The organism is Campylobacter sp. JH23 (genome assembly GCF_017846595.1).
GTDB lineage: Bacteria > Campylobacterota > Campylobacteria > Campylobacterales > Campylobacteraceae > Campylobacter_D > Campylobacter_D coli.
Genome location: NZ_JAEQBP010000004.1, coordinates 135,180 through 161,790 on the forward strand (window position 1 = coordinate 135,180; position 26,611 = coordinate 161,790).

Genomic DNA, 26,611 nt, shown 5'->3' on the forward strand with positions numbered 1-26,611 from the left:
ATTATAACATTTAAAAATAATATTTAAAGCCTTTCTAAAAGAAAAAAGGATAAAATAAAGCATTAAAATTCAAGGAAAATCAATGTTTGAAGTAGTTATAGGACTTGAAGTACATACTCAACTAAACACCAAAACAAAAATATTTTGCTCATGCGCAACTTCTTTTGGAGAAGCTCCAAATACAAATGTTTGTCCCACTTGTTTGGCTTTACCGGGTGCTTTACCTGTTTTAAATGAAGAAGCGGTAAAAAAGGCCATCGCTTTTGGGAAAGCGGTAAATGCTACTATAAACAAAAAAAGTGTTTTTAATAGAAAAAATTATTTTTATCCAGATTTGCCCAAAGCTTATCAAATTTCACAATTTGATATTCCTATAGTAGAAAAAGGTGAGCTTTTTATCAATATAAATGGCGAAAATAAACGCATAGGTATTACAAGAGCGCATTTAGAAGAAGATGCGGGTAAAAATATCCACGAAAATAATTATTCTAAAGTAGATTTAAACCGCGCAGGAACTCCTTTGCTTGAAATTGTAAGCGAACCTGAACTTAGAAGCAGTGATGAAGCAGTGGCGTATCTTAAAAAACTTCATTCTATCATACGTTTTTTAGATATTTCTGATGCAAATATGCAAGAGGGAAGTTTTAGATGTGATGCTAATGTAAGTATAAGACCAAAGGGCGATACTAAGCTTTACACTAGAGTAGAGATTAAAAATCTTAATTCTTTCCGTTTTATCCAAAAAGCTATAGAATATGAGGTAAAAAGACAAAGTGAGGCTTGGGAAGATGGAACTTACGAACAAGAAGTAGTTCAAGAAACCAGACTTTTTGATACAACAAATTTAGTTACAAGAAGTATGCGTGGTAAAGAAGAAGCGGCAGAATATCGCTATTTTCCAGATCCTGATTTGTTGCCTGTTTTATTAAAAGATGAGTTTTTGGATATTAAAATCCCTGAACTTCCTGATGAGAAGAAAGCACGCTTTATAGACGAGCTTGGTATAAAAGAAAGTGATGCTGAGGTTTTAATCAGTTCTTTAGAAATGAGTCGTTTTTTTGAAAGTTTGATTGCTTTAAATTTAAATCCTAAGCTTTGTGTAAATTGGTTAAATACTGAACTTATGGGACTTTTAAAAGGGGAATTAACGATAGAAAATTCCCCAGTAGATGCGATCAAACTTGGTACCTTAATCAAACGCATAGAAGAGGGTGTGATCAGTGCAAAAGCAGCAAAGGATGTTTTAGCTCATGTTTTTGAAAATCCAGATATGGATATTGATGAAACGATTGAAAAGTTAGGGCTTAAGCAGGTTAGCGATGATTCAGCTATCGAAGCAGTAATTGAGCAAATTTTAAATGCCAATGCTGATAAGGTTGCAGAGTATAAAAGCGGGAAGGATAAGCTCTTTGGTTTCTTTGTAGGGCAGACTATGAAAGAAGGTAAGGGAGCCTTTAATCCTAACAAAGTCAATGAAATTTTAAAAGCAAAGTTGGGCTGATGAGCAAAATTGCAATCATCGGCGCAGGAAAATGGGGCAGTGCTTTATACAGTGCTTTAAGTATTAATAATACTTGTTTTATGACTTCTCGCACACAGCGAGATTTGCCTTATTTTGTGAGTTTAGAGCAGGCTTTGAATTGTGAATATTTGGTTTTTGCTTTAAGCTCTCAAGGAATTTATTCTTGGCTTAAACAAAATTTTGTTAACAAGGGTCAAAAAATTCTTATCGCTTCTAAGGGTATAGATACTTCAACTTGTAAGTTTTTAGATGAAATTTTTAGCGAATTTATAGATAGAGATAAGCTATGTGTTTTAAGCGGTCCTTCTTTTGCAGCCGAAGTAATGCAAAATCTTCCTTGTGCTTTAGTTGTAAGTGGGATAAAAGAAGAATTATGTAAAAAATTTGCAAGTTTTTTTCCAGATTTTATTAAAGTATATACAGATGATGATGTGCGCGGTGCTGAAATTTGTGGCGCTTATAAAAATGTTTTAGCCATTGCTAGCGGTATAAGCGATGGTTTAGGACTTGGAAATAATGCAAGGGCTTCTTTGATTTCTAGAGGTCTTATTGAAATGCATCGTTTTGGTAAATTTTTTGGAGCTAAGGAAGAAACTTTCTTGGGGCTTGGGGGCGCAGGAGATTTATTTTTAACTGCAACTAGTGTACTGTCAAGAAATTATCGCGTGGGTTTGGCTTTGGCAAAAGAAAAAAAACTCGATGATATTTTACAGGAATTAGGTGAGGTGGCAGAGGGGGTAAAAACAGCCTATGCTATAGCAAAGATTTCAAAAGATAAAGCAATTTATACACCTATTGTAAATGAAATAGTACAGATCTTGCAAGGAAAAAATGTTAAACAAGCAGTACAAAATTTATTAAAAACAAAGGATAATTAGGAGTTTCAATGCTGATTAAAAATGCTAAAATTTATGGTGAAAATTTACAAGATCTTTTAATTAAAGATGGAAAGATAGTAAAAATAGGCGCAAATTTAGACGATAATGATGAAGTATTAGATGCTCAAGGAATGACTTTATTGCCATCCTTTGTAGATTTATGTGTAAATTTAAAAAATGATAAATTCTCCCTAAGCAATCTAGAACTTTTAGAAAAGGAGTGTTTAAGAGGAGGGGTTGGTGCTATAATCTTGCGTGATTGCATGGATTTTGATGAAGAAAGCTTTTCGCTTTTTTTGCAGAATTTAAAAACTAGAAAGATTCAAATTTTTCCAAGTATTTGTGCTTTAGACAAACAAGGCAAGCTTAAGAATTTAGCTACGCTTTTTAACAAAGGTGCACATGCTCTAGAACTTAAGAGTTCGAGTAATGCAAATATTTTGCGTGTAGGTATGCAATATGCTTTAATGAAAGAAAAAAGTATTTTTGTAAAATGTCATGATGAGAATTTTGATGATAATGGCGTGATGAATGATTGTGAGACAGGTTTTGAATTAGGTCTTGCAGGCATGAGCGCAGTAGCTGAAAGTAGTGAAGTAGCAAAGATTCAAGAAATAGCTAAATTTTATGGTGTTAAAGTGATTTTTGATCTGCTCAGTCTTAAGCGTTCTATAGAGCTTTTAGAGGATGAAAATTTAAAACTTATCAGCATACATCATTTAATCAAAGATGATAGTGCATGTGCTGGATTTAATACAGCAGCAAAACTCAATCCACCTTTAAGAAGCAAAGAAGATAAAGAAAGTTTGAAACAAGCTTTAAAACAAGGAAAGATAGACTTCTTAAGTTCTTTACATAGCGCAAAGTCTATTTCTTTAAAAGATCTAGCTTTTGATGAGGCGGCTTTTGGCATTCATAGTGTATGTGAATTTATGAGCCTTTGTTATACTTTTCTTATCAAAGAAGATCTTCTAACTTGGCAAAATCTTTGCAAAGCAACAAGCCAAAATCCAAGTGAATTTTTAGGTTTAAATAGTGGAATTATAGAAGTTGGTAAGGAAGCAAATTTGGTTCTTTTTGATCAAAATGAAGAAATTTCTGCTCCAAAAAGCTCACTTTATGCAAATGACAAACTTTTTGGAAAGGTTAAATTACATCTTGTAAAGGGTGAAAAAATAATTTTAAATTAAGCTTAAAGTCCTAAGCTTAATTTAAATCCTAGGAATACAAGTGCTGCCATTATCCCAGCGGCTGGCAAAGTAATAATCCAAGCTAAACCTATAGGTTTCATCATCATCCAATTTGCATTTTTATTATATACCCCTATACCCAAAACTGCACCGATTAAAATATGTGTTGAGCTTACTGGAATTCCAAATTGAGTTGCTAAAAGTATGACTATACTTGCTCCAAGTTCTGCACTAAATCCTGTGGTAGGGCGTATAGAAGCTAGCTTAGAACCCACAGTGGTAATTACTTCTTTTCCTAAAAACCAAAGTCCTATAACCAAAGCGACTCCAAACATAGCTAGAGCAGCAAAAGGTACGGGAGAATTTGCATTGATAGTACCGTTTTTAAGAACATCTAAAATCGCAGCAAAAGGGCCAATAGCATTAGCTATATCATTAGCCCCATGAGAGAAAGCAAAACTAGAAGCGGTAAAAATTTGAAACCAAGCAAAAAGTCTATCGGTCGTTTTGTTTAATTCGGTTTTTTTAACAATCTTTACTATGGCAAAGGTTACAACATAGCTTATGGTTCCTACAATTCCTATAATCCAAAAATTTTGCAAAATATCTAAAGTGCTAACATTATTTAAACCTTTAAATAAAAACATAGCAGCAATTATAGCAGCTCCAATGCAAGCGATAATAGGCATATGTGTTTTTAAAACAGAATAAATATCTATATTTTTTTCTTTTTCTTTAAATTCTTTGATTTGATTTTTATAGAAGCTATTTTCTTGTCCTTCATCCTCTAAGGCTATGGCTGAGAGTTCTTTGATTTGCTCTTCCATACTTTTGGTTTTAAGATTTAAAAAATAATTTTCTTTAAATTTCTTTCTTTCTTTTTTTAAATTTTTTAATTCTTCGCCAAGTTTCTCTGAGGGTTTGAGTATTTTTTTATCTATATAAGAGTAGATGATATAAGCTACAAGTCCTCCTAAAAGAGGTGAAATCACCCAAGATACAGCAATCCTTACTATTTCGCTCCATTTAACCATGGATAAGGTTTGTGATCCATCAAATTTTAAAAGCCCCATCATGATACTAGCTCCAACTATACCACCAATGATACTATGTGTAGTAGATACAGGCAAGCCTTTTTTTGTGGCGATAAAAATCCAAACACCCGAGCTTAAAAGAGCGGCTAGCATGATAGCAACAAAAAGCATAGGATCAAATTGTTCAGGAAATATAACTATTCCACTGCGTATAGTTTTGGTTACTTCAGCCCCTGCAAAAATAGCACCGCTGAGTTCAAAAACAGCTGCTATGATCAAAGCTTGTTTTATGGTTACGGTTTTAGCTCCCACACTAGTACCAAAAGAATTTGCTACATCATTTCCGCCTATGTTAAATGCCATAAATATGCCAAAAATGGAAGCGAGTATAAAGAGTATGAGTTGGTGCTGGGAGATATAGCCAAATCCCCAAATGATAAATGCGATTACGCTAATGGTAAAGATGATAAATGCGATAAGATTATCTTTTTGCATAAAGTTAAGCCTTTTTTAACTTTAATTATACCCTTATAATCCTGAATTTGCAAATTTTAGAGCTCTTATTCTCTGTAGCTAATTTTTATTTATTTTAATTTTCTATAATGAAAAATAAATAAATTATAATTTTAGGAAAAGTGATGAAAAGTATTTTATATATGCTTATACTTTTTTTCTCTTTGCTAAATGCCGATGAGTTAGATAATGCCTTAAAAAATAATCAAAATAAATGGCAAAAATTTAATTATCAAGCTACCCAAAAAGCACCGACAATAAAGGAAGAAAATATTGATTTTAAAAGTGCTTTAAATGGTATATTATCTAATGTATTAGAAAATAAAAATGGTATTGATAAAACGGATGGAAATTTAGATTTTCAAAATGAAAATGTGCAAATTAAAAATTTAAACTCGCTTTATGAGGGGGAGAATAATTCTTTGCTTTTTCAAAAAGAATTTTATGCTACACAAGATAGTTATAATTATTCAGGTGGTTTAATCAATCGTTATGAGAAAGATGATTTTTTATTGGGTATAAATGGCTTTATTGATGGGCAAAAAGAGCAAAAAGAAAGTAAAAGCTTTGGAGCTGAATTGGGTTATTATCAATTTGTAAAAGCTTATAGTAATTATTATGTTCCAAATGAAGCAGATGAAAATTTGCAGTTTGGAGTAAGTTTTACTATACCATCTTATAGTGCTTTTATCTTTGATATCAGCAAGGATAGTGAGAAGATAAATTATCAAGTGTCGTATTCGCCCTATAGTGTTTTGAGTTTAAAAATATTACGCCGTGATTTTAGTGCAAATGAAGCTATTGACGATACTGTTTTGCAGGTGGGTTTTAGTTTCAATTTTAATGAGAGCTTTGTGAAGCAACTTAGAAAAAAGGATAATGCCTTGCAAGAAGTTAATCGTTATGACTTCTTGCAAAGGGTGCGTTAATGCATACCAGCATTGTGGAATTTTTCTGGATTATCTAGAGCGTAGCGGAATTTTCCCCAGTCAATTTGCTTATCCCATATTGCTACGATTAAAGCTGCAACTGAATTTCCACAAAGATTTCCAACCGCTCTCATTTCTGACATAAATTTATCAACCCCTAAAAGAACTCCTATCGCAGCTACAGGTAAAACTTGTGCTAAAGTTGCATTTGCTTCAGAAATTTCCATATTGCCTAAAGCGGCTAGAGTACTTCCAAGAACAATAAATCCTGATCCTGTAACACCTACTGCACCTTTTGAAGCTATCATCAAGACTATTAGAATACTTATTTCATGAGCTAAGCTTAAATTTACATTGAAAGCTTGAGCTAAGAAAATCAAACTCATAGCTAGGTATATATTGGTACAATCAAGATTAAAACTATAACCTGTTGGTAAAACAAGTCCGACAGTGGCCTTAGAAAGACCTGCTTTTTCAAGTTTTCTCATCAAAGGAGCAAGAGCGGATTCGCTAGAGCTTGTTGCAAATACTATAAGTACTTCTCTAGAAATAAAGCGCATAAATTTAAATATATTGACTTTTGCAAAATAACAAATTAAACCTAAAATTCCAAAAATAAAAATAAGACATGATACAAGCATAACTAGTAATAAATATGCAAGATTAATTAAAGAGCCTAAACCGTATTGGGCTATAAGTACCGCCATAGCCGAAAAAGCAGCAACTGGACTAAAATACATGATAACTTGTAAAATTTTAAAGACAAAGTTTTGAATTACTTCAAGAACTCTTTGAATAGCTTGTCTATCTTCTATTCTCATTAAAGAAATAATAAGAGCTGTAATGATAGCAATAACTAAAACTTGCATAGTTTTGCCCTCGGTAAAAGGAGTTATGATATCCCTTGGCATAGCATCTTGTAAAATATGCATGATCTCTGAACTTGCACTTACTTCAGTTGTTTGAGAAATGTATTTTTGCACGCTTGTAGTATCAAGTTGTTTTGGATCAAGATTCATCCCGTGACCAGGTTGCATTATGTTTGCCATAAAAATACCTAAAGCAAGCGCTAAGGTACTTACAACTTCAAAATAAATAACTGCTTTAGCACCTATACTTCCAACTTTTTTAAGGCTTTCAAGGCTAATGATACCTAAAACTAGGGTAACAAAAATAATAGGACCAATAAGAACTTTTAAAGCGCTTATAAAATAATCAACTCCAGGTTTACTCGCTATAGCCATTTCTTTATTTACATAGCCAAGCACAATGCCTGCAACAATACCTACAATAACCCAAAAACCCAAACTTTTAAACATGCGTTTATATAATGGAGGTTTTCTTTCTGCAAAGGTTTGACTTAAAGTTTCCAAAATAACTCCTTATAATTCCACTTTTAGAGATTAAGTTAATTCTAAAAGTTTAGCAAAAAATAAATAGAACATAGTTTAAATAATTAAAACAAGTTTTTAGTAAAATCAATTTTTTTAATCGTGTTACTAAATTTCTCAATTATTATGATTTTATTTATCTCATTAAATATCATAATTAATTTATTTATTTTTTATTATAAATAAATTATAATAATTTGAAATTATATTTAAAATTTTAAGGAATTAAAATTAAACTATGGAAGAAATATTCTTAGCAAAAGATGCTCTTATCACATCCAAGACTGATCTTAAGGGAAATATCATTTATGCCAATAATGACTTTTTAAAATACGCAGGTTATAAAGTTGATGAACTTTTGTATAAATCTCATAATATAGTAAGACATGAAGATATGCCACGCACTGTATTTAAATGTCTTTGGGATTATATTCAAAAAGGAGATGAAATTTTTGCATTTGTGAAAAATAAAGCCAAAGATGGTAATTTTTACTGGGTTTTTGCAAATGTAAGTGCTTCATTTGATGCTAATGGAAATATCATCAATTATTATTCTGTTCGTCGTGCACCCAATAGAAAATCTATTTCTATAATTGAAGAAGTTTATAAAATTTTACTTGAAAAAGAGAAAAAATCAGGTATTAATGCTGGAGTTTCAGCTTTAATGGATATTGTAAGTTCTTATAAAATGACTTACAATGAGCTTATTTTTAACTTACAAGAAAATAATTAAAATAAGATATATCTAATCTTTATTATTATATAATCTTCTACTAAAAATTAAATCAGTGCATCGTTAAAGTATTGTTTTGATTTATGATTTCAAAAAATTTTCAATAAAAGGGGTAAATTTATGGTGAAAAATGGATTATTATTAACTATTTTTCTAAGCATTATTGGTATTTTAGGTGCTATTTTTTTTCATATTTATGTTGGAGTGATAATTTTTATTTTAATCGCTGTTTTAATGATTTATTTGTTTAGACAACACAAAGATGAGCAAATAATGATAGATAAACTTTTGGTTCTTTGTAGAGAGTTAAAAGAGGGTAATTTCGACAATAGAATCATCTATGTAAAAACAAAAAGCAAAAAATTAGCCGAAATAGCAGATAATCTTAACAATACTATTGATGGGCTAGAAGCTTACTTAAGGGAAATTAATACGTCTATTTCTTGTTCTCAAAAAGGTGAATTTTATCGCAAGGCTTTACCTGAAGGTTTAAAAGGAATTTTTGCTCATAATATCGAATTTATAAATAAAGCTTTAGCAAACATAGAAGTGACAGCAAGATCTACTTTTAAAAATGCTTTATCAAGAACTTTAATGGATTTAAGCCTTGGAAATCAAAATAAAGATATGTCTCAAATTTCTAGCTCATTAAATCAAGATATTAGTATGATGAAAAATGTATATGATACAGTTGATGCCATTTCTCATACAGCTACAGAAAATGGCTCAGAAGTGGATTCTTTACAAAGTGCTATGGGTTCTTTAATGGATGTTGTAAATTCAAGCAAGGAAACAGTGCAAACTTTTGTGGCTAATTCTCAAAATATCACTTCAGTGGTTGAAGTAATACGTGATATAGCTGATCAAACCAATCTTCTAGCTTTAAATGCTGCTATTGAAGCTGCGCGTGCAGGAGAGCATGGTAGAGGATTTGCTGTTGTGGCTGATGAGGTTAGAAAATTAGCAGAAAGGACTCAAAGATCTACAAGTGAAATTTCTATTGCAATTCAGACTATGCAACAAGATTTTGTAAATATCCAAAGTGGCAGTGAGCAAGTTTTTAACATTGTTAGTGAATCTGAAGAAAGAATTAATAAATTTTCTCAAGCTTTTAAACGTCTAGAAGAAAATAGTAGTGCTCTTGGTGTTAATTTTGGATCCTTTGCAAAGAGATTGATTTTATCTGTGGTTAAAATCGATCATATTCTTTATAAATCAAATATATATTTAAATTTAAATGGGGCTCAAAATTTCAATCTTGAAAGTGTAGATCCAATTTCTAATCTTTGTCAAGATGAGAGAGCTCAAGGTGTTATTAATGAGCTTAGTTCTGAAACTGAGTTAAATTTAGCTAAAGAATTTATAAAAGATAACGCTAAAAAAGCAATAGAAGAATCAAGTCAAGATTATATCGATCAAAAAGCTTATGATGCGATTGTAAATGATATTAAATCACTAGAGCAAAGAAGTGCTGAAATCTTAGCAAAATTAAAAATATAAATTAAGAGGGTGGGAAAATGTCAAGAGAAATTTTTTTGCAAGAAGATAGTTTAATTACTTCTAAAACAGATTTAAAAGGTAGAATAGTTTATGCAAATGATGATTTTTTAAAATATGCAGGTTATACCATGGGTGAAGTTTTAAATAAACCTCATAACATAGTAAGACATGAAGAGATGCCAAAAACTGTTTTTAAATATTTATGGGATTATATGAGAGAGGGTAAGGAAATTTTTGCTTACGTAAAAAACAAAACCAAAGATAATAATTATTATTGGGTTTTTGCAAATGTAACTCCATCAATAGATATTAATAATAATATCATAGGCTATTATTCCGTTCGTCGTATGCCAAATAAAAGCGCTATTTCTACGATAGAAAGCCTTTATAGTGATCTTCTAAGAGTAGAACAACAACAAGGTTTAAATAAGGGTGTTGAGATGCTTAAAAATTTTTGCAAAGATGCAGATAAAACTTATAATGAGTTAATTTTCTCTCTTCAAGAAACTAGATAATTTTTTGTTAGACTTAAAACGAGTTTGTTTTAAGTCTAAGTATTATATAATCTTTCTTTTAATAATTCACATTTTTAAGGCAAAATATGTTTGATGTCATTGTTATAGGTGGCGGACATGCGGGTGTTGAAGCAAGTGCTGCTGCTGCTAGAATGGGTAAAAAAACCTTACTTTTAACTACATTGATTGAGCAAATAGGAGCAGCAAGTTGTAATCCGGCTATAGGAGGGCTTGCAAAAGGACATTTGGTAAAAGAACTTGATGCCATGGGTGGTCTTATGGGTGAAATCACCGATGAAGCAGGGATACAATTTCGCATTTTAAATGAAAGTAAGGGTGTTGCGGTGCGAGGAAGTAGGGCGCAAATTGATATGGATAAATATCGTATCGTTGCACGCAATAAGCTTTTAAAGCTTAAGAATTTAGAAATTTCTCAAGAGCAAGTATGCGAATTGATTTATGAAAATGGTAGCGTTGTAGGGGTTAAAACCAATCTTCAAAATACTTATGAAGCGAAGAAAGTGATCTTAACTACAGGGACTTTTTTAAACGGACTTATCCATGTGGGGGAAAATAAACTTACAGCGGGTAGGGTAGGGGAGCTTGCCTCTGTGAATTTGGGTCAGAATTTATTAAGTACTAGCTTAAAAATGGGTAGACTAAAAACAGGGACTTGCCCAAGAGTGGATGCTAAGAGTATTGATTTTGATGTATTAGAAATTCAATACGGCGATCAAAACCCTAAAGCTTTTAGCTTTAGAACAAAAAATTTTAATCCTATACAACTTCCTTGTTATATCGCACGCACTAATACAACTACACATGAGATTATTAAGAATAATTTTTATCGTGCTCCACTTTTTACGGGACAGATTGAAGGTGTGGGGCCAAGATATTGTCCTTCTATAGAAGATAAAATCAATCGTTTTAGCGACAAAGAAAGTCATCATCTTTTTATAGAGCCTCAAACTATCGATGCGACGGAGTATTATATTAACGGTTTTTCTACTTCTTTACCTTATGAAGTACAAACTCAAATGTTACGCTCAGTAAAAGGTTTTGAAGAGGCTAAAATTACACGCTTTGGCTATGCTATAGAATATGATTATATAGAACCAACGGAGCTTTATCATACTCTAGAAACAAAAAAAATTAAAAATCTTTATTGCGCAGGACAAATTAATGGCACTACAGGATATGAAGAAGCAGCGGCTCAAGGTTTTATGGCAGGAGTGAATGCTGTTTTAGCTTTGGATAATAAAGAACCTTTTATTTTGCGTAGAGATGAAGCTTATATCGGTGTTTTGATTGATGATTTAGTCATTAAAGGCACAAAAGAGCCTTATAGAATGTTTACTTCAAGGGCTGAATTTAGACTGCTTTTAAGAGAAGAAAATGCCATCGTAAGACTTGGAAAGTATGGTAAAGAGTTGGGTCTTTTAGAAGATGAGTCTTATCAGTTTATAGAAAATATTCGTTTAAATACTCAAAAAGGACTTGAATTACTTCTTGAAAAAGAATTTACTCCAAATACTGAAAATAATGCCTTTCTAGCGAGTATAGGAGAGGAAAAAATCACTTCCATAGTCAATTTGCAAAAAATTGTCGCAAGATCGAGTTTTGATATAGAAAAGCTAAAAAAATTAAATACGATTTTTGAGAATATGGATGAGTATTCTTTAAGAGAAATTTTAAATGAGGCTAAATATTATCATTATATCGCTATGCAAAAATCACAAGTTGAAAAAATGAAAAATTTAATTGATATGAAAATTCCAAGTGATTTTGATTTTACAAGTGTGAGTGGATTGAGTAATGAGGTTGTAGAAAAACTTCAAAAACATAAGCCTTTAACGCTTTTTGCAGCGAGTGAGATCAGTGGGATTACCCCTGCGGCTTTAGATATTTTACAAATTTATATAAAAATGCAAAAGAAAAAATCTTAATGCTTGCCAGTGTAATTTTTATAATTACCTTGATTTTACTTTTTTGGCGTCCGTGGAATTTGCCTTTATGGTTGATTGCTATTTTTGGGGCTTTGTTTGCATTTATTTTTAAGCTGGTTAATTTAGAGGATGCTTCTTTTGTTTTTGATCTTGTTTGGGATAGCTCCTTAACACTTGTGGGCTTGATTATACTTTCCTTTAGCTTGGAAGTGTTAGGGTTTTTTAGCTTTATAGCTATAAGAATTTTGCGCCTTTCAAAACTTAAAAATTCTCATGCAATTCACACTAAAAAATTAATGCTTTTTATGCTCGCTTTTGTTTTTTGTCTTTCGGCTTTATTTGGAAATGATGGAGCTATTTTAATCATTACGCCTATTGTACTTGCGCTTTTTTCAACTCTTAAAAATTATAAAGAAAGCGCTATCTTAAGTGCATTTTTACTCAGTGTTTCTTTTTTGTGCGATGCAAGTTCAAATGCTTTAATTATCTCAAATTTGACAAATATTATTACAGCTAATTATTTTAATCTTGATTTTTTAGAATTCGCTAAGACTATGTTTTTGCCTAATTTATTTGTGCTATTGTCTACTATTATAATGGTATTTTTGATTTTTGCAAAAATATTACCTAAGGGGCTTGAAATCAATATTTCATCAAATGATTGTATTTCGGTAAAGCTTTTTATTTTTTGTGTTATTTATTTAATATTTTTTGTATCAAGTTTTTTTATAGGAGAAATTTATAACTTAAATGCTAGTTTTTTTGCTGTAAGCGGCGCTTTACTCTTTTGGTTTTTTGTTTGTTTTTTAAAAAAAAGAGAGGCATTGAAAATTATCAAAAATGTACCTTGGGGTATTTTTGCTTTTAGTTTTGGACTCTATATGGTGGTTTTTGCCTTACATAAAGTTGGAATCAGCGATATTTTAATTTTTATCTATGATATTTTGGCTCAAAATGCAATTACTGCTATTTTTGGAACAGGGTTTATCTCGGCTTTTCTTTCTTCTGTATTTAATAATCTGCCTATGGCATTGATTGGCGATTTGGCTTTAAAAAATTTTCCTCAAAGTATGGTTTATGCACATCTTTTAGGAGTTAATATAGGACCAAAACTTACTCCCATAGGTTCTTTAGCTACCTTGCTTTGGTTGGGACTTTTAGCAAAAAAAGGTATAGAAATTTCTTTTTGGAAGTATTGTAAATTTGGTTTTTTAATCACTTTACCAGTACTTACTTGTTCACTTTTTGCACTTGTTTTACAATATTAAAACAAAACTTAGTAAACAAAGAAAAAATTTATTTTATTTTAGATACACTAATAATTTGGTTAAAAATAAAAAAACGAAAGGACAAAGTTATGGCTACATCTGAAAGTAGACGAAGCTTTATGGGTTTTGCATTTGGAACAGTAGCTGCTGTAGGCGGTGTTTTTTCACTTGTTGCGGTGAAAAAAACTTGGGATCCGCTTCCAAGTGTTAAAGCTGCGGGTTTTACTACAGTAGATTTATCAGGAATGCAAGATGGAGAGCTTAGAACTATAGAATGGCGTAAAAAGCCTATTTTTATCTTAAAAAAAGATCCAAATATGGAAAAGGATACAAAGCGAGATGTTGTGGTAGATAATGCTGCATATACTGTTGTTATAGGACTTTGTACTCATTTGGGTTGTATTCCTGCTTATCACGCAAGTGAGCAACTTTTTAAATGTGCCTGTCATGGTGGTGAATTTGATACAAGTGGAAAAAATACCTTTGGGCCTCCTCCAAGACCTCTTGATATACCTCCTTTTAAAATAGATGGAACCAAACTTGTTCTAGGTGAAGAAGGTCCAGAATACAAAAAAATGACGGAGGAAGCTTAATATGGCGCATATTAGAAAGGCTAATGGGCTAGTGGATTGGCTTGATCAAAGACTAGCAGTACATAAATTACTTGATGTTTTAATGGTAAAATATTGGATTCCAAAGCAAATCAATTTTCTTTGGGCAATGGGAGTTATTTTAACTACTCTTTTTACTGTGCTTTTTATTACAGGGCTTTTGCTTGTTATGTATTATAAGCCTGATACTGCTCTTGCTTTTGATAGTGTAAATAAAACTATCATGCAGGAAGTGGAATATGGTTGGCTTTGGCGTCATATGCACGGTGTTGCCGCTTCGGTTATCTTCTTAATTATCTATATTCATATGCTAACAGGAATTTATTATGGTTCTTATAAGCGTGGTAGAGAGATGATTTGGGTAAGCGGTATGCTACTTTTTGTAGTATTCTCTGCCGAAGCTTTTAGTGGATATATGCTTCCTTGGGGACAAATGAGTTATTGGGCAGCTCAAGTTATTACTAATCTTTTTGGTGGAATTCCACTTATTGGACCTGAGCTTGTTATTTGGATTCGTGGTGATTATGCAGTTTCTGATCCAACTTTGACAAGATTTTTTATGCTTCATGTATGTTTACTTCCTATAGTAATCATTGCTATCATAGCATTCCACTTTTATTCTTTAAGAATTCCTCATGTAAATAATGAAATTGCTGAAGAATTAGATTTTGATTTAGAAGCTGAAAAATACATGGCAGGTGATACAAAAGGTTCTAAAGTAATTCCTTTTTGGCCAGGATTTTTATCTAAAGACTTTATGTATATTTGTCTTTTTATGATTTTCTTTTTCTATTTGGTAAGTTTTAAATTTAGTTTTGCAATGGATCCTATCAACTTTGATCCAGCTAATGCACTTAAAACCCCAGCACATATTTATCCTGAGTGGTATTTCTTGTGGAGTTATGAAGTTTTAAGAGGATTTTTCTTTGATATTGCAGGTATTAAAGCTTTTGATATAGGTTTGGCTGCTTTTGGTATCGCACAAATTATTTTCTTCTTGCTTCCTTGGCTTGATAGAAGTGATGTAGTTAAACCTGCTCATGAACGACCTTTATTTTTTATTTGGTTTTGGGTATTGCTTATAGATCTCATAGTTTTAACTATTTATGGAAAATTACCTCCAACAGGTGTAAATGCTTGGGTTGGTTTTTATGCTTCTATAATATTTTTACTTTTATTTATAGTCGTTTTACCTGTAATAACTATCATGGAAAGAAAAGGAGCTAAGCAATGAGAGAGCTAAAAATATTTTTAGTAGTAGTAGTTTTTACTGCTCTTGTTTATTGGGGAGTTGAGCCTTATGCTCACTCTGTAATGAAACCCCATGTTGCTCCTGCTAATTTTGATTATGCAGCAGAAGATACAGCTTATGCTAAAGGTATTATAGCAGAAAAAGAAATAGCTTTAGAAGATGCGAAAAAATCAAATGACGCAAAAAGAATAGAAAGTGCTCAAAAAGATCTAGATAAGGCTAAAGAAAATTTAGCTAAAGTAGAAGAGCTTTGGGCAGATGTTGCAAAAATTGATTTTACTAAAGGAAACGCCGCAAAAGGCAAGGAGTTCTTTAATAATAATTGTTTTGCATGTCATGGCGTTAAAGAAGATGATATAGCAGCAAATATTACAGATTCTTCTTTAGGTGTAATTCCACCAGATCTTAGCTCAGCAGGTGTTATTTTTGATGAGAAGTTTTTAGCTGCTTTGATCATGAATCCTGCTCTTGCTTTGAAGGTAGATCATAAATTTGGTGATGCTTTCATTATGACTGCTTACAATAGTGAGGTTTCAGGAGATAGTGAAGAGCTTGTAAATGCAAATATAGCCGATGTTATTGCTTATTTAAAAGAAGTAGGTCTTAAATTTGAAGCTAAGGAAAATGCTACAATTAAACAAGAGGCAGAGCTTAAGTACTCAAAAATTGAAGACGCTAACGAGAAATCAGCTTTAGTTGAAAAAGAAATTGCTTTTGCTAAAGATAAAAGTACTTTTATAGAAGCTTGTGGTCGTTGTCATGATATTAAGTATGATAATTTCTTTACCCCATCTAACCATAATGACTTGGCAAATTATTTAGGTTCGGTTCCACCTGATCTTTCTATGATGATTAGATCTCGCGGGGAGCAATACTTGCATGATTTTATCAATAATACTCAAAAACTTCTTCCAGGAACTGCTATGCCAAGAGTAGGTTTAACAGAAGATGCACAAGTTAAAGTTGTTTCTTATCTTGAAAAAGTGGGCGATAGCAAAAAAGAAGAAAGAGAAAGCACAGGAATTTATATAATGATATTCTTTGTAATTCTAAGTATTTTTGCTATAGGCTGGAAGCGTTCTGTTTGGTCTAAACTACATTAATATTATAAAATTTTTGCCACTATTTTACATCTGTGGCAAAAATCCTTCTTTTCTTCGATTTTATTAAATTTTAAACCTAATTAAGAGATACTATCAAATAATAATTTTTATTAATTGGAGTATATCATGCTTGAAAAACAAATGATTAAATTTATTCTTTCAAAATGGAATTATGGAAATTTTAGAATTGTATTTTGGGATCAAGAAGAATTTTATGTGGGCAATCAACCTGCTAAATTTTCTTTAATTTTCAAAGAAAAAATACCTTTGTTAAAATTATTTAGTGATACGAGTTTAGTTTTTGCAAAACATTATATGGAGTCCAAGTTAGAAATAGAGGGTGATTATGATGAAATAGCTAAAGTTTTGTATTATTTTTCCAATAAACGTTTTTTAAAAAATAAAGAAGATATCTTGAGTAAAATAGCCCAAAAAGAAGAAAGTAAAAACATCAAAAGTCATTATGATATAGGCAATGATTTTTATAGGCTTTGGCTTGATGATACGATGAGTTATTCTTGCGCTTATTTTAAGACTTCTAGCGATACTCTTTATGAAGCTCAAATCAACAAAATAGAGCATACTCTTAAAAAACTCGATTTAAAACCTAACGAAAAGCTTTTGGATATAGGTTGTGGTTGGGGTTGGCTTTCTATTATGGCGGCACAAAAATATGGAGTTAAGGTTGTTGGAGTTACTATTTCAGAAGAGCAATGCAAGAAAGCCCAAGAAAGAGTAAGAGAGCTTAAGCTTGAAGATAGAGTGGAGATAAGACTTCAAAATTATCAAGATTTAGAATTTGAGGATTATTTTGATAAGGTTGTTTCAGTGGGAATGTTTGAACATGTGGGTAAAGAAAATTTAGGACTTTATTTCATGAAGGCAAAACAAGTATTAAAACCAGGAGGTTCTATGCTTTTGCATTCAATTTTGGCAATGTTTGAAGGAAAAACTAATGCTTGGATAGATAAATATATTTTTCCAGGAGGTTATTTGCCATCGTTAAGAGAGGTTGTAAGTGCTATGAGTGAGTGGGATTTTCATCTTCTTTTGGCAGAAAGCTTGAGAATACACTATGCTAAAACTTTAGATATATGGAGTGAGAATTTTAATCAAGTATTACCTCAAGTCAGAGAAAAATATGATGAAGAATTTGTAAGAATGTGGGATCTGTATCTTCGTTCTTGTGCTTCTGCATTTCGCGTTGGAAGTGTAGATTTGTTTCAATTTTTAATTACGAAAGAAATCAATAATAATCTTAGCCTTACTAAAGAGTATATTTATAAGTAAATACTAAACTTAAATTTGATATAATTTTAGCTTCATTTCACACGCATCAAGTCCTTTTAGCTTGTTTTATAGATAAGGGATGCGGAGGAATAAAGCTAAATTATAAGGAGAAACTCATGGTAAGTATGAGAGATTTATTGGAATGTGGTGTACACTTTGGACACCAAACAAGACGCTGGAATCCAAAAATGAAAAAATTTATTTTTGGTGAGAGAAAAGGTATTTATGTAATAGACTTACAAAAAACTTTGAGATATTTTAGATATACCTACAATATCGTTCGCGATGCTGCTGCTGAAGGAAAAACTATACTTTTTGTTGGTACAAAAAAGCAAGCTGGTGGAGCGATTAAAGAATACGCTGAAAAATGCGGTATGCCTTATGTAAATCATAGATGGCTTGGCGGTATGATGACAAATTTTGGTACTATTCGCCAATCAATTAGAAAATTAGAAGTAATTGAAAAAATGGAAGAAGATGGAAGTATTAAGCTTTTAACTAAAAAAGAGGCTTTAATGCTTACAAGAAAAAAAGAAAAATTATTAGCTTATTTAGGTGGAATTCGTTATATGAAAACTCAACCTGATATGATTTTCGTTATAGATACAGTAAAAGAAAAAATTGCAGTTCAAGAAGCAAATAGATTAAAAATTCCTGTAGTAGCTCCACTAGATACAAACTGCGATCCTGATCTTGTAACTTATCCTATCCCAGGAAATGATGATGCAATTCGTTCAGTTCAACTTTTCTGCCAAGAAATGGCTGAAGCTATCAATGAAGGAAAAGCATTAAGAGAACAAGATGGTGAAGCTTTACCAAGTGAAGAAAAAGAAATCACAGAAGAAGAGAAAAAAGAAGTTTTAGACGAAGCAATGAGCGAAGAAGATTTTAATGGGGAGCAAGAATAATGGCTGAAATTACTGCTGCAATGGTAAAAGAACTCCGCGAAAGCACAGGCGCGGGGATGATGGATTGTAAAAATGCTTTAAGTGAAACAAATGGAGACTTTGACAAAGCAGTTCAACTTTTAAGAGAAAAGGGTTTGGGTAAAGCCGCTAAGAAAGCTGATAGACTTGCTGCTGAAGGTTTGGTAAGTGTTAAAGTAAGTGATGATTTTACAAGTGCAACGGTAAGTGAAATTAATTCAGAAACAGATTTTGTGGCTAAAAATGATCAATTTATCGCATTAACAAAAGATACGACAGCACATATACAAAATAATAGCCTACAAAGTGTTGAAGAACTTCATTCTAGTACAATCAATGGCATAAAATTTGAAGAATATTTAAAAAGTCAAATTGCAACTATCGGTGAAAACTTAGTTGTAAGAAGATTTGCTAGTTTAAAAGCAGGTGCAAATGGTGTAGTAAATGGGTATATCCATACCAATGGTCGTGTGGGTGTTATCATCGCTGCAGCTTGTGATAATGCTGAAGTAGCAAATAAATCAAGAGATTTCTTAAAACAACTTTGCATGCATATAGCTGCTATGAAACCAAGCTATTTAAGCTATGAAGATTTGGATATGGAATTTGTAGAAAATGAATACAAAGCTTTAGTCGCAGAGCTTGAAAAAGAAAATGAAGAAAGACGCAGACTGAAAGATTCAAACAAACCAGAGCATAAAATTCCTCAATTTGCAAGCCGTAAACAGCTCAGCGATGCAATCTTAAAAGAAGCTGAAGAAAATATAAAAGAAGAGCTTAAGGCTCAAGGCAAACCTGAGAAAATTTGGGACAATATTATCCCTGGTAAAATGAATAGCTTTATAGCGGATAATTCTCAACTTGATAGCAAACTTACTTTAATGGGTCAATTTTATGTAATGGATGATAAAAAAACTATTGAACAAGTGATTGCTGAAAAAGAAAAAGAATTAGGCGGAAAAATCAAAATAGTTGAATTCATTCGTTTTGAAGTAGGAGAAGGTTTAGAAAAGAAAACCGAAGATTTTGCTGCTGAAGTTGCTGCACAGCTTTAAAGTATTAAAATGGAATTATTAAGAGCGGAAAATTTAGGTCATAGCTTTGATTATCCGCTCTTTGAAAATTTAAATTTTTCTTTAAATCAAAAAGATTGTATTGCTATACAAGGCAGTAGTGGCTGCGGAAAATCCACTCTTTTGCATATAATTTCTTCTTTATTAAAGCCAAACAAGGGCGAAGTTTTTTTTAAGGGTCAAAATCTTTACAAGATAAGTGAAAATGAAAGACTGAAAATTCGTCGTTATGACTTGGGCATCATTTTTCAAACCCATTATCTTTTTAAAGGTTTTTCAGCTTTAGAAAATATAGAACTTGCTAGTGTTTTATCAAACCAAGATTTAGATGAAAAAATCTTAAAAAAACTAGGTATTCATGAGCTTTTGAAACAAAAAATAGGTAAATTAAGCGGAGGTCAGCAACAACGCGTAAGCATAGCTAGAGTGCTTTGCAAAAAACCAAAAATTATTTTTGCCGATGAGGCTACGGGAAATTTGGATTTTGATAATGCTAAAAATGTTATAGAGCTTTTGGTTTCTTATGTCAAAGAAAATGATGCCGCTTTATTTTTTGTTACTCATGATTCTAAACTTGCTCAATTTTGTGATAAGACTTATATTTTAAATACCAATGGAATTTGTTAATTATTTAGGAGATAAAAATGTAGCCACCTTTATGTTGCTCTTTGCTAGAATGAGTGGACTTGTAGTATTTTTTCCTTTTTTTTCTCATAATTCTATCCCTATGATTATCAAAACTACTTTTGCATTATTTTTAACAATGTATTTATTCCCTTTAGCAAAACTTGAAATTTTGCATTTAGATAGTTTTTTTATTATACAGCTTTTAAGTGAAATTGTTTTTGGAATGATAGCAGGGCTTATGCTGCAGATTGTTTTTGCTATTGTTATGATGGCGGGCGAGCAGATAGCTTTTACTATGGGATTTACTATGGCAAGCGTTTTAGATCCAAGTTCTGGAACAAATATGCCTATTACTTCTCAAATTTTGCATTTGATTGCTTTATTATTTTTTCTTGCTTTTGATGGTCATCATTTAATGCTTTTATTTCTAAGTCATTCTTTGGGTTATATAAATCTTGGCGGTTTTTATCCTCATGAAAATTTAATGCATTATCTAAATATGGGGATGTTGAATATTTTCATTATAGGTTTTACGATGAGTTTTCCAATACTTGGAATTTCTCTTTTGGCAGATACTATTTTTGGGCTTTTAATGAAAACTATGCCACAATTTAATCTTTTAGTAATTGGTTATCCTATCAAGATAGCTTTAGGATTTGTAGTTCTAATAGCTATTTTGCTTGTGATGATGCAATATTTTAAAGATTTGATTTTGGAGGTTTTTACTCATATGCAAACTCTGTTTTTCGCCTAAGCAAAGGATAAATGAAAATGTTATAGAATAGCAATTATTTTTAAGGATTAAAGTGATGAAAATTTTACTTTTGAATGAAAACCCTGTTGTATCAAGACTTATAAGCTTGAGTGCAAAAAAAATGTCTTATGATTTTGAGGAAATTAATGCCTATGATGAAAATTTAGGTCATTATGATGTGATTATAGTTGACAGTGATACACCTGCTCCTTTGAAAATTCTTAAAGAAAAATGCGATAAATTAATTTTTTTAGCGCCGCGTAATCAAAGTGCGGATATTGATGCCTTAATTTTGCATAAACCATTTTTACCTACAGACTTTTTAAATTTACTCAATCAAGAAAATCTTAAAATCGCAGATGACACTATTTTGCCAATCGAAGAAGCTGAAAATCCTTACGCTAATATCAGTTTAGATTTAGATGGTTTAAATTTAGATGACTTGCCTGATGAAAATACTGAAGATACGCAAGAAAATAAGCTTTCTATGGAAGAAAATTTAGAATCTTTAGCTTTAGATGACATGGAAGAAGAAACAAACCAGAAAGAAATTGCTAGTGAAAATACCGATAAAGAATTAAATTTAGATGATTTAAGTCTTGATGAAGATCAAGAAGAGAATGAAGCGTCAGAACAAACCACAGCTAATTATATAGAGGAAAAAAATGAAGATGAGCAAGCTTTGGAAGTAGCATTTCAAGATGATATTTTAGATGATAAAACTAGCGAAGAAAATAAAGAAGAATTTGAAATTCAAGAGCAAGATACACAAGAACAAGATGCAAACCAAGATGAACAAGATAAAATAGAAGATACTCAAGAACTTGAAGATCAAGTTGATAATTTAAATGATGACTTAGTGCAAGATAATGAAAACTCTGAAGCTCAAGAAGCAATTGTAAATAATAATTTAGATGCAGAAGAAGCTCAACCGGAAGTACTAGAAGATGCAGAGGAGCCTAGTAAAACTCAGTTGCAAGATTTTATTACAGATGATTTTCCTATCGTTGAAGAGCAAGAAAGAAAAATCGATTTTGATGATATTCCAGAAGATGCTGAATTTTTAGGTCAAAGAAAAGAAGAGGATGAAGCTGTAGAGGATTTCTTGCCTGTTGTAGAAGATCAAGAAAATTTAAATGAACATGATGATTTTGAAGAAATGAGTAGCTTAAGCACTCAAGATCAAATCAAAGAAGAGTTAGCACAACTTGATGAGCTTGAATACGATATTGATAGCGATGATAGTATTAAGGTTTTAGAGGATTTTAAAGAAGAGCCTATTTTAGACGATAAAGATTTGCCAAATAATGATGAGGAAATCGTTGTTCCAAAATTACAAATCAATGATTTTGATAGTTTAAAAGAAAGCGATATACAAGAAGCTTTAGGCGAAGAAATATCTACTTTAGAGGATAACAAAAGCGAGAAATTAAAAATCAAAGAAGATCAACTAGCAAGTGAAGCAGGTGAAGAAATTGTTAATGAATTAAGCCAAAGTATAGCAGGGGCTATCACTTCAAGCATTAAAGATGATACCTTAAAAGCAGCACTTAAGGGTATGAATATGAATATAAATATTAGCATTAGTTTTAATGAGGATAAAAATTGAGTGCTTTTATATTGTTGGTTTCAGGGCCAAGTGGAGCTGGAAAATCCACTCTTTTAAAAAAGCTTTTTGATGAATTTCAAGAAGAGCTTTATTTTTCTATTTCTTCGACAACACGCTTACCAAGAGAAGGTGAGCAACATGGAGTGGATTATTATTTTATCACGCATGATGAATTTCAGCAAGGTATAGATAAAGAGCAGTTTTTAGAGTGGGCTAAAGTGCATGAAAATTTTTACGGCACTTCGCTTGAGCATACACAAAATGCTTTAAATGATGGAAAAATAGTTGTTTTTGATATAGATGTACAAGGTTTTAAGATAGTCAAAAAGAAAATGGCTGAAAAAATCATTTCTGTTTTTATCACTACAAAAAATAAAGATGAATTAAAAAAAAGACTTATTAAGCGAAATACTGATACAATATTGCAACTAGAGAAGAGATTGCAAAATGCAAGTGATGAAATGAAAGAGCTTAATGAGTATGATTATTTTATCATTAACGATAAGCTAGAGGAAAGTTACGAAGCATTAAGAGCAATTTTAATTGCCCATAAGTTTAAGACTAAAGGGCAAAATCTAGAGCAAATTCAAAATATTTGGAACAAAGGAGAATAAAATGGGTGGTTGGTCAAGTCCAAGTCATTGGTTAATTATTTTATTAATTGTTGTATTACTTTTTGGAGCCAAAAAGATACCAGAGCTTGCAAAAGGCTTGGGTAAGGGTATTAAGACTTTTAAAGATGAAATGAGCAATGAGGATGAAGCAGCAAAAAATGCGCATAAAATCGAAGAAAAGCAAAATACAACCAATCATGCAAATACTGATGCAAATATAGATGAAGTAAAAAAATCTTAAGGCTTAGTTTTTGAAAAATATTATTTTTAATGAAGTTAAAAAAATTTTAGAGTGCGATTTTGCACTTGAAAATCCAAAGGATAAAAATCTAGCTCATTTTGCTACCCCTTTGGCTTTTTCTTTAGCTAAAGAATTAAGAAAATCGCCTATTTCTATAGCAAATGAACTAGCTGCTAAATTTCAAGAACATAGCTATTTTGATAAGGTTGAAGCACTCAATGGATATTTGAATTTTAGATTATCAAAAACCTTTTTAAATGAGCTTGCAAATAAAGCCTTACAAAATCCAAATGAATTTTCCAAAGGAGAGGATAAAACTGAAAGTTTTTTGCTTGAATATGTCAGTGCTAATCCTACAGGCCCTTTACATATAGGGCATGCAAGAGGTGCGGTTTTTGGTGATACCTTAACAAGACTTGCAAGACATTTGGGCTATAAATTTAATACAGAATACTATGTCAATGATGCGGGTAATCAAATTTATTTACTAGGGCTTTCTATTTTACTAAGTGTGAAAGAAAATATACTTCATGAAAATGTTGAATATCCAGAGCAATATTACAAAGGCGAGTATATAGCGGATTTAGCAAAAGAAGCTTTTGAAAAATTTGGTAAAGAATTTTTTAGCGAAGAAAATATCCCTAGTTTGGCTGATTGGGCAAAAGATAAAATGCTTGTTTTGATTAAACAAAATTTAGAACAAGCAAAGATTAAAATTGACAACTATGTAAGCGAAAGATCGTATTATGATGCTTTAAATGCAACTTTAGAATCTTTAAAAGAGCATAAAGGAATTTACGAGCAAGAAGGTAAAATTTGGCTTGCTTCGTCTTTAAAAGGAGATGAAAAAGATCGTGTTATTATCCGTGAAGATGGCCGTGGGACTTATTTAGCAGCGGATATAGTTTATCATAAGGATAAAATGAGTAGAGGCTATGATAAATGTATCAATATTTGGGGAGCAGATCATCATGGTTATATCCCTAGAATGAAAGCTGCGATGGAATTTTTGGGATTTGACTCTAATAATCTTGAGATTATTTTAGCACAAATGGTTTCCCTACTTAAAGATGGAGAACCTTATAAAATGAGTAAAAGAGCAGGAAATTTTATCTTGATGAGCGATGTGGTTGATGAGATAGGAAGTGATGCTTTGCGTTATATCTTTTTGAGTAAAAAATGCGATACGCATTTGGAATTTGATATTAGTGATTTGCAAAAAGAAGATAGTTCTAATCCTGTGTATTATATCAACTATGCACACGCTAGAATTCATCAAGTGTTTGCTAAAGCTGGTAAAAAAATCGATGATGTAATGAAAGCTGATTTACAAAGTTTAAATCAAGATGGCGTAAATTTGCTTTTTGAAGCTTTGAATTTAAAGGCTGTTTTAAACGATGCTTTTGAGGCTAGAGCTTTGCAAAAAATTCCTGATTATCTTAAAAATTTAGCTGCAAATTTTCATAAATTCTACAATGAAAATAAAGTTGTAGGCTCTGCAAATGAAAATGATTTGCTTAAATTATTTTCTTTGGTTGCTCTTAGTATTAAAACCGCATTTTCTTTAATGGGTATTAAAGCAAAAAACAAAATGGAACATTAAAACAGCATTTTGCTGTTTTAATAATTTAGCAAAAATACTGCTATTATCACGATAATGATACCTAAAATTCCTATTTTGTTTAATTTTTCTTTATATAAAATCCATCCACCAAGACAAGTTCCTATGATGCCTATAGCACCCCAAGTTGAGTAAGCTATGCTTAAAGGAACATATTTTAAAGAAAAAGAAAGTAGAAAAAAAGCAAGTATAGCATTGACAATCGCAGCTAAGCCCCAAATTTTATTCTTAAAACCATCTGATTTTTTTAGCAATAAATTCGCTACGATATCTAACAATGCCGATAGAACAATAATAAAAATATACATTATTCTTTAACCTCGCCTATATTAATCATGATAATTCCAACGATAGAAAGAACAATGCCTAGAATTTGAGTTAAGGTTAAACTCTCTTTAAAAACTATAAAAGAAACTAAAAGTATAAGAATAATCCCTAAAAGTTCCCATACAGCATAGGCTATGCCTACTTGAATTTTTTTAATCGCCTTGCCCATAAAAAAATAAGAAAAAGCTATAAATAAAGCCATAAATATATAGCCTAAAATTTGATTTTCCATTTTTAAAAAACTAGTACCTAAAACTTCAAATACAATAGCAGCAATCAAGAAAAACCAAGCAACAAAAAGTTCTTTTTTTGCGATATTCAAAAAGCTTCTCCCTAAAAATAAATGGTAAAATCATACCATTTAAAGCTTTAATTAGCCTTTTTAGTTTATACTTTTAAGTTTAAAAATCTTTAAAGAAAGTGAGAATTTATGGGACGAGCGTTTGAATACCGAAGAGCTTCTAAAGAGGCTAGATGGGATAAAATGAGTAAGCTTTTTCCTAAGCTTGCTAAAGCCATACAAGTAGCTGCTAAAGAAGGTGGCACTGATCCTGATATGAATCCAAAATTAAGAAGTGCTATAGCCACAGCAAAAGCAAATAATATGCCAAAAGATAATATAGATGCGGCTATTAAGCGTGCGAGTGGAAAAGATAGCGCAGATATTAAAAACATTCATTATGAAGGAAAAGCTGCACATGGAGCTTTGGTTATAGTTGAATGTATGAGCGATAACCCTACGCGCACCGTGGCTAATGTTAAAGCCATTTTTAGCAAAAATGGTGGAGAAGTTTTACAAAATGGATCTTTAGGCTTTATGTTTACTAGAAAAGCGGTTTTTCATCTTGAAAAATTTGCAGGAGATTTAGAAGAATTAGAACTTGATTTGATCGATGCAGGGCTTGAAGAATTAGAACAAAATGAAGAAGAGTTAGTAATTAGCGGTGATTATACTGCCTTTGGTGAGCTAAGTTCTGCTATAGAGACTAAGGGTTTAGTTCTTAAAAAAGCAGGACTTGAGTATATACCAAACAATCCTGTAAGCTTTAGCGAAGAACAGCTTAGCGATATAGAAAAACTTTTAGATAAGTTAGATGATGATGATGATGTTCAAGCTGTTTATACAAATATAGATTAAGGAGAA

The 26,611-nt window shown here is 31.6% G+C and carries 26 protein-coding genes; 22 read left to right on the top strand and 4 right to left on the bottom strand.

Going from position 1 to position 26,611, the window contains the following annotated elements; translation table 11 throughout:
- The first annotated feature begins 82 nt into the window (after positions 1-82).
- The 3 genes from gatB to KAR88_RS05105 are packed head-to-tail and all read left to right on the top strand — an operon-like array spanning position 83 to position 3,590.
- Positions 83-1,501 (top strand): Asp-tRNA(Asn)/Glu-tRNA(Gln) amidotransferase subunit GatB, encoded by a 1,419-nt coding sequence (gene gatB, locus KAR88_RS05095; RefSeq protein ID WP_002786474.1) that lies wholly within the window; start codon positions 83-85, stop codon positions 1,499-1,501.
- Positions 1,501-2,400: an NAD(P)H-dependent glycerol-3-phosphate dehydrogenase gene (locus tag KAR88_RS05100; RefSeq protein ID WP_002777349.1), complete on the top strand. Its 900-nt coding sequence runs from the start codon at positions 1,501-1,503 to the stop codon at positions 2,398-2,400. Before gatB ends, KAR88_RS05100 begins: the two co-directional genes overlap by 1 nt.
- An 8-nt stretch (positions 2,401-2,408) precedes the next feature.
- Positions 2,409-3,590 (top strand): metal-dependent hydrolase, encoded by a 1,182-nt coding sequence (locus tag KAR88_RS05105; RefSeq protein WP_002786473.1) that lies wholly within the window; start codon positions 2,409-2,411, stop codon positions 3,588-3,590.
- Positions 3,591-3,592: 2 nt separating this feature from the next.
- Here the strand turns inward: KAR88_RS05105 and KAR88_RS05110 are convergent, their stop codons facing one another.
- Positions 3,593-5,119, bottom strand: a complete 1,527-nt coding sequence (locus KAR88_RS05110; protein ID WP_002777345.1) for an inorganic phosphate transporter — start codon at positions 5,117-5,119, stop codon at positions 3,593-3,595.
- Between the two features lie 143 nt (positions 5,120-5,262).
- Here KAR88_RS05110 and KAR88_RS05115 point away from each other — a divergent pair, with 143 nt between their 5' ends.
- On the top strand, positions 5,263-6,066 hold the full coding sequence (locus KAR88_RS05115) for an inverse autotransporter beta-barrel domain-containing protein (protein ID WP_002777344.1): 804 nt from the start codon (positions 5,263-5,265) through the stop codon (positions 6,064-6,066).
- On the opposite strand, the gene KAR88_RS05120 is transcribed toward KAR88_RS05115, so the two are convergent.
- Positions 6,063-7,439: a cation:dicarboxylase symporter family transporter gene (locus tag KAR88_RS05120; protein ID WP_002777343.1), complete on the bottom strand. Its 1,377-nt coding sequence runs from the start codon at positions 7,437-7,439 to the stop codon at positions 6,063-6,065. The two genes, KAR88_RS05115 and KAR88_RS05120, sit on opposite strands and share 4 nt — an antisense overlap.
- A gap of 256 nt (positions 7,440-7,695) precedes the next feature.
- On the opposite strand from KAR88_RS05120, the gene cetC reads away from it, so the two are divergent.
- The 17 genes from cetC to argS all read left to right on the top strand — a co-directional run bounded on the left by cetC (position 7,696) and on the right by argS (position 25,122).
- On the top strand, positions 7,696-8,190 hold the full coding sequence (gene cetC, locus KAR88_RS05125; RefSeq protein WP_002777342.1) for an energy taxis response protein CetC: 495 nt from the start codon (positions 7,696-7,698) through the stop codon (positions 8,188-8,190).
- Between the two features lie 120 nt (positions 8,191-8,310).
- Entirely contained in the window at positions 8,311-9,690 is a 1,380-nt protein-coding gene (gene cetA / locus KAR88_RS05130) for a bipartate energy taxis response protein CetA (RefSeq protein WP_002788358.1), read from the top strand.
- A gap of 17 nt (positions 9,691-9,707) precedes the next feature.
- On the top strand, positions 9,708-10,205 hold the full coding sequence (gene cetB / locus KAR88_RS05135) for a bipartate energy taxis response protein CetB (RefSeq protein WP_002823048.1): 498 nt from the start codon (positions 9,708-9,710) through the stop codon (positions 10,203-10,205).
- 86 nt (positions 10,206-10,291) lie between these two features.
- A complete protein-coding gene (gene mnmG / locus KAR88_RS05140; RefSeq protein WP_002784393.1) occupies positions 10,292-12,151 on the top strand; it encodes a tRNA uridine-5-carboxymethylaminomethyl(34) synthesis enzyme MnmG in 1,860 nt (619 codons plus the stop codon).
- Complete coding sequence (locus KAR88_RS05145) at positions 12,151-13,419, top strand: arsenic transporter (RefSeq protein WP_002777331.1); 1,269 nt, start codon at positions 12,151-12,153, stop codon at positions 13,417-13,419. Before mnmG ends, KAR88_RS05145 begins: the two co-directional genes overlap by 1 nt.
- Before the next feature lie 89 nt (positions 13,420-13,508).
- The gene (gene petA, locus KAR88_RS05150; RefSeq protein WP_002780564.1) at positions 13,509-14,012 is read left to right on the top strand and encodes a ubiquinol-cytochrome c reductase iron-sulfur subunit; all 504 of its coding nucleotides are present in this window, start codon (positions 13,509-13,511) and stop codon (positions 14,010-14,012) included.
- Between the two features lies 1 nt (position 14,013).
- Positions 14,014-15,264, top strand: a complete 1,251-nt coding sequence (locus KAR88_RS05155; RefSeq protein ID WP_002794481.1) for a cytochrome bc complex cytochrome b subunit — start codon at positions 14,014-14,016, stop codon at positions 15,262-15,264.
- Positions 15,261-16,385: a c-type cytochrome gene (locus tag KAR88_RS05160; protein ID WP_002777327.1), complete on the top strand. Its 1,125-nt coding sequence runs from the start codon at positions 15,261-15,263 to the stop codon at positions 16,383-16,385. The genes KAR88_RS05155 and KAR88_RS05160 overlap by 4 nt, the downstream gene beginning before the upstream one ends.
- 126 nt (positions 16,386-16,511) lie before the next feature.
- Complete coding sequence (locus KAR88_RS05165; RefSeq protein WP_002777326.1) at positions 16,512-17,675, top strand: cyclopropane-fatty-acyl-phospholipid synthase family protein; 1,164 nt, start codon at positions 16,512-16,514, stop codon at positions 17,673-17,675.
- A 116-nt stretch (positions 17,676-17,791) separates the two neighbouring features.
- Positions 17,792-18,583 carry a 30S ribosomal protein S2 gene (rpsB, locus tag KAR88_RS05170; protein ID WP_002801001.1) on the top strand — a complete coding sequence of 264 codons (792 nt, stop codon included), beginning with the start codon at positions 17,792-17,794 and terminating at the stop codon, positions 18,581-18,583.
- Entirely contained in the window at positions 18,583-19,656 is a 1,074-nt protein-coding gene (gene tsf, locus KAR88_RS05175; RefSeq protein ID WP_192801384.1) for a translation elongation factor Ts, read from the top strand. The genes rpsB and tsf overlap by 1 nt, the downstream gene beginning before the upstream one ends.
- A gap of 9 nt (positions 19,657-19,665) precedes the next feature.
- Positions 19,666-20,301: an ABC transporter ATP-binding protein gene (locus KAR88_RS05180; protein WP_002825316.1), complete on the top strand. Its 636-nt coding sequence runs from the start codon at positions 19,666-19,668 to the stop codon at positions 20,299-20,301.
- Positions 20,288-21,055 (top strand): flagellar biosynthetic protein FliR, encoded by a 768-nt coding sequence (gene fliR, locus KAR88_RS05185; protein ID WP_002825317.1) that lies wholly within the window; start codon positions 20,288-20,290, stop codon positions 21,053-21,055. Before KAR88_RS05180 ends, fliR begins: the two co-directional genes overlap by 14 nt.
- A 55-nt stretch (positions 21,056-21,110) precedes the next feature.
- Entirely contained in the window at positions 21,111-22,664 is a 1,554-nt protein-coding gene (locus tag KAR88_RS05190) for a hypothetical protein (RefSeq protein ID WP_192801306.1), read from the top strand.
- Positions 22,661-23,278: a guanylate kinase gene (gene gmk, locus KAR88_RS05195; protein WP_002777315.1), complete on the top strand. Its 618-nt coding sequence runs from the start codon at positions 22,661-22,663 to the stop codon at positions 23,276-23,278. Before KAR88_RS05190 ends, gmk begins: the two co-directional genes overlap by 4 nt.
- Before the next feature lies 1 nt (position 23,279).
- Entirely contained in the window at positions 23,280-23,519 is a 240-nt protein-coding gene (locus KAR88_RS05200) for a twin-arginine translocase TatA/TatE family subunit (protein WP_002777313.1), read from the top strand.
- A 10-nt stretch (positions 23,520-23,529) separates the two neighbouring features.
- A complete protein-coding gene (argS, locus tag KAR88_RS05205; RefSeq protein ID WP_002834620.1) occupies positions 23,530-25,122 on the top strand; it encodes an arginine--tRNA ligase in 1,593 nt (530 codons plus the stop codon).
- A 17-nt stretch (positions 25,123-25,139) separates the two neighbouring features.
- Here argS and KAR88_RS05210 read toward each other — a convergent pair whose 3' ends face one another.
- Positions 25,140-25,448: a multidrug efflux SMR transporter gene (locus KAR88_RS05210; protein ID WP_002777309.1), complete on the bottom strand. Its 309-nt coding sequence runs from the start codon at positions 25,446-25,448 to the stop codon at positions 25,140-25,142.
- Positions 25,448-25,789 carry a multidrug efflux SMR transporter gene (locus KAR88_RS05215; RefSeq protein WP_002777281.1) on the bottom strand — a complete coding sequence of 114 codons (342 nt, stop codon included), beginning with the start codon at positions 25,787-25,789 and terminating at the stop codon, positions 25,448-25,450. The genes KAR88_RS05210 and KAR88_RS05215 overlap by 1 nt, the downstream gene beginning before the upstream one ends.
- A gap of 108 nt (positions 25,790-25,897) precedes the next feature.
- On the opposite strand from KAR88_RS05215, the gene KAR88_RS05220 reads away from it, so the two are divergent.
- On the top strand, positions 25,898-26,605 hold the full coding sequence (locus KAR88_RS05220) for a YebC/PmpR family DNA-binding transcriptional regulator (RefSeq protein ID WP_002791250.1): 708 nt from the start codon (positions 25,898-25,900) through the stop codon (positions 26,603-26,605).
- Positions 26,606-26,611 lie beyond the last annotated feature (6 nt).

Coding starts and splice junctions, on each gene's coding strand:
- gatB (WP_002786474.1), top strand. CDS start 83: ATGTTTGAAGTAGTTATAGGACTTGAAGTACATACTCAACTAAACACC.
- KAR88_RS05100 (WP_002777349.1), top strand. CDS start 1,501: ATGAGCAAAATTGCAATCATCGGCGCAGGAAAATGGGGCAGTGCTTTA.
- KAR88_RS05105 (WP_002786473.1), top strand. CDS start 2,409: ATGCTGATTAAAAATGCTAAAATTTATGGTGAAAATTTACAAGATCTT.
- KAR88_RS05110 (WP_002777345.1), bottom strand. CDS start 5,119: ATGCAAAAAGATAATCTTATCGCATTTATCATCTTTACCATTAGCGTA.
- KAR88_RS05115 (WP_002777344.1), top strand. CDS start 5,263: ATGAAAAGTATTTTATATATGCTTATACTTTTTTTCTCTTTGCTAAAT.
- cetC (WP_002777342.1), top strand. CDS start 7,696: ATGGAAGAAATATTCTTAGCAAAAGATGCTCTTATCACATCCAAGACT.
- cetA (WP_002788358.1), top strand. CDS start 8,311: ATGGTGAAAAATGGATTATTATTAACTATTTTTCTAAGCATTATTGGT.
- cetB (WP_002823048.1), top strand. CDS start 9,708: ATGTCAAGAGAAATTTTTTTGCAAGAAGATAGTTTAATTACTTCTAAA.
- mnmG (WP_002784393.1), top strand. CDS start 10,292: ATGTTTGATGTCATTGTTATAGGTGGCGGACATGCGGGTGTTGAAGCA.
- KAR88_RS05145 (WP_002777331.1), top strand. CDS start 12,151: ATGCTTGCCAGTGTAATTTTTATAATTACCTTGATTTTACTTTTTTGG.
- petA (WP_002780564.1), top strand. CDS start 13,509: ATGGCTACATCTGAAAGTAGACGAAGCTTTATGGGTTTTGCATTTGGA.
- KAR88_RS05155 (WP_002794481.1), top strand. CDS start 14,014: ATGGCGCATATTAGAAAGGCTAATGGGCTAGTGGATTGGCTTGATCAA.
- KAR88_RS05160 (WP_002777327.1), top strand. CDS start 15,261: ATGAGAGAGCTAAAAATATTTTTAGTAGTAGTAGTTTTTACTGCTCTT.
- KAR88_RS05165 (WP_002777326.1), top strand. CDS start 16,512: ATGCTTGAAAAACAAATGATTAAATTTATTCTTTCAAAATGGAATTAT.
- rpsB (WP_002801001.1), top strand. CDS start 17,792: ATGGTAAGTATGAGAGATTTATTGGAATGTGGTGTACACTTTGGACAC.
- tsf (WP_192801384.1), top strand. CDS start 18,583: ATGGCTGAAATTACTGCTGCAATGGTAAAAGAACTCCGCGAAAGCACA.
- KAR88_RS05180 (WP_002825316.1), top strand. CDS start 19,666: ATGGAATTATTAAGAGCGGAAAATTTAGGTCATAGCTTTGATTATCCG.
- fliR (WP_002825317.1), top strand. CDS start 20,288: ATGGAATTTGTTAATTATTTAGGAGATAAAAATGTAGCCACCTTTATG.
- KAR88_RS05190 (WP_192801306.1), top strand. CDS start 21,111: ATGAAAATTTTACTTTTGAATGAAAACCCTGTTGTATCAAGACTTATA.
- KAR88_RS05200 (WP_002777313.1), top strand. CDS start 23,280: ATGGGTGGTTGGTCAAGTCCAAGTCATTGGTTAATTATTTTATTAATT.
- KAR88_RS05210 (WP_002777309.1), bottom strand. CDS start 25,448: ATGTATATTTTTATTATTGTTCTATCGGCATTGTTAGATATCGTAGCG.
- KAR88_RS05220 (WP_002791250.1), top strand. CDS start 25,898: ATGGGACGAGCGTTTGAATACCGAAGAGCTTCTAAAGAGGCTAGATGG.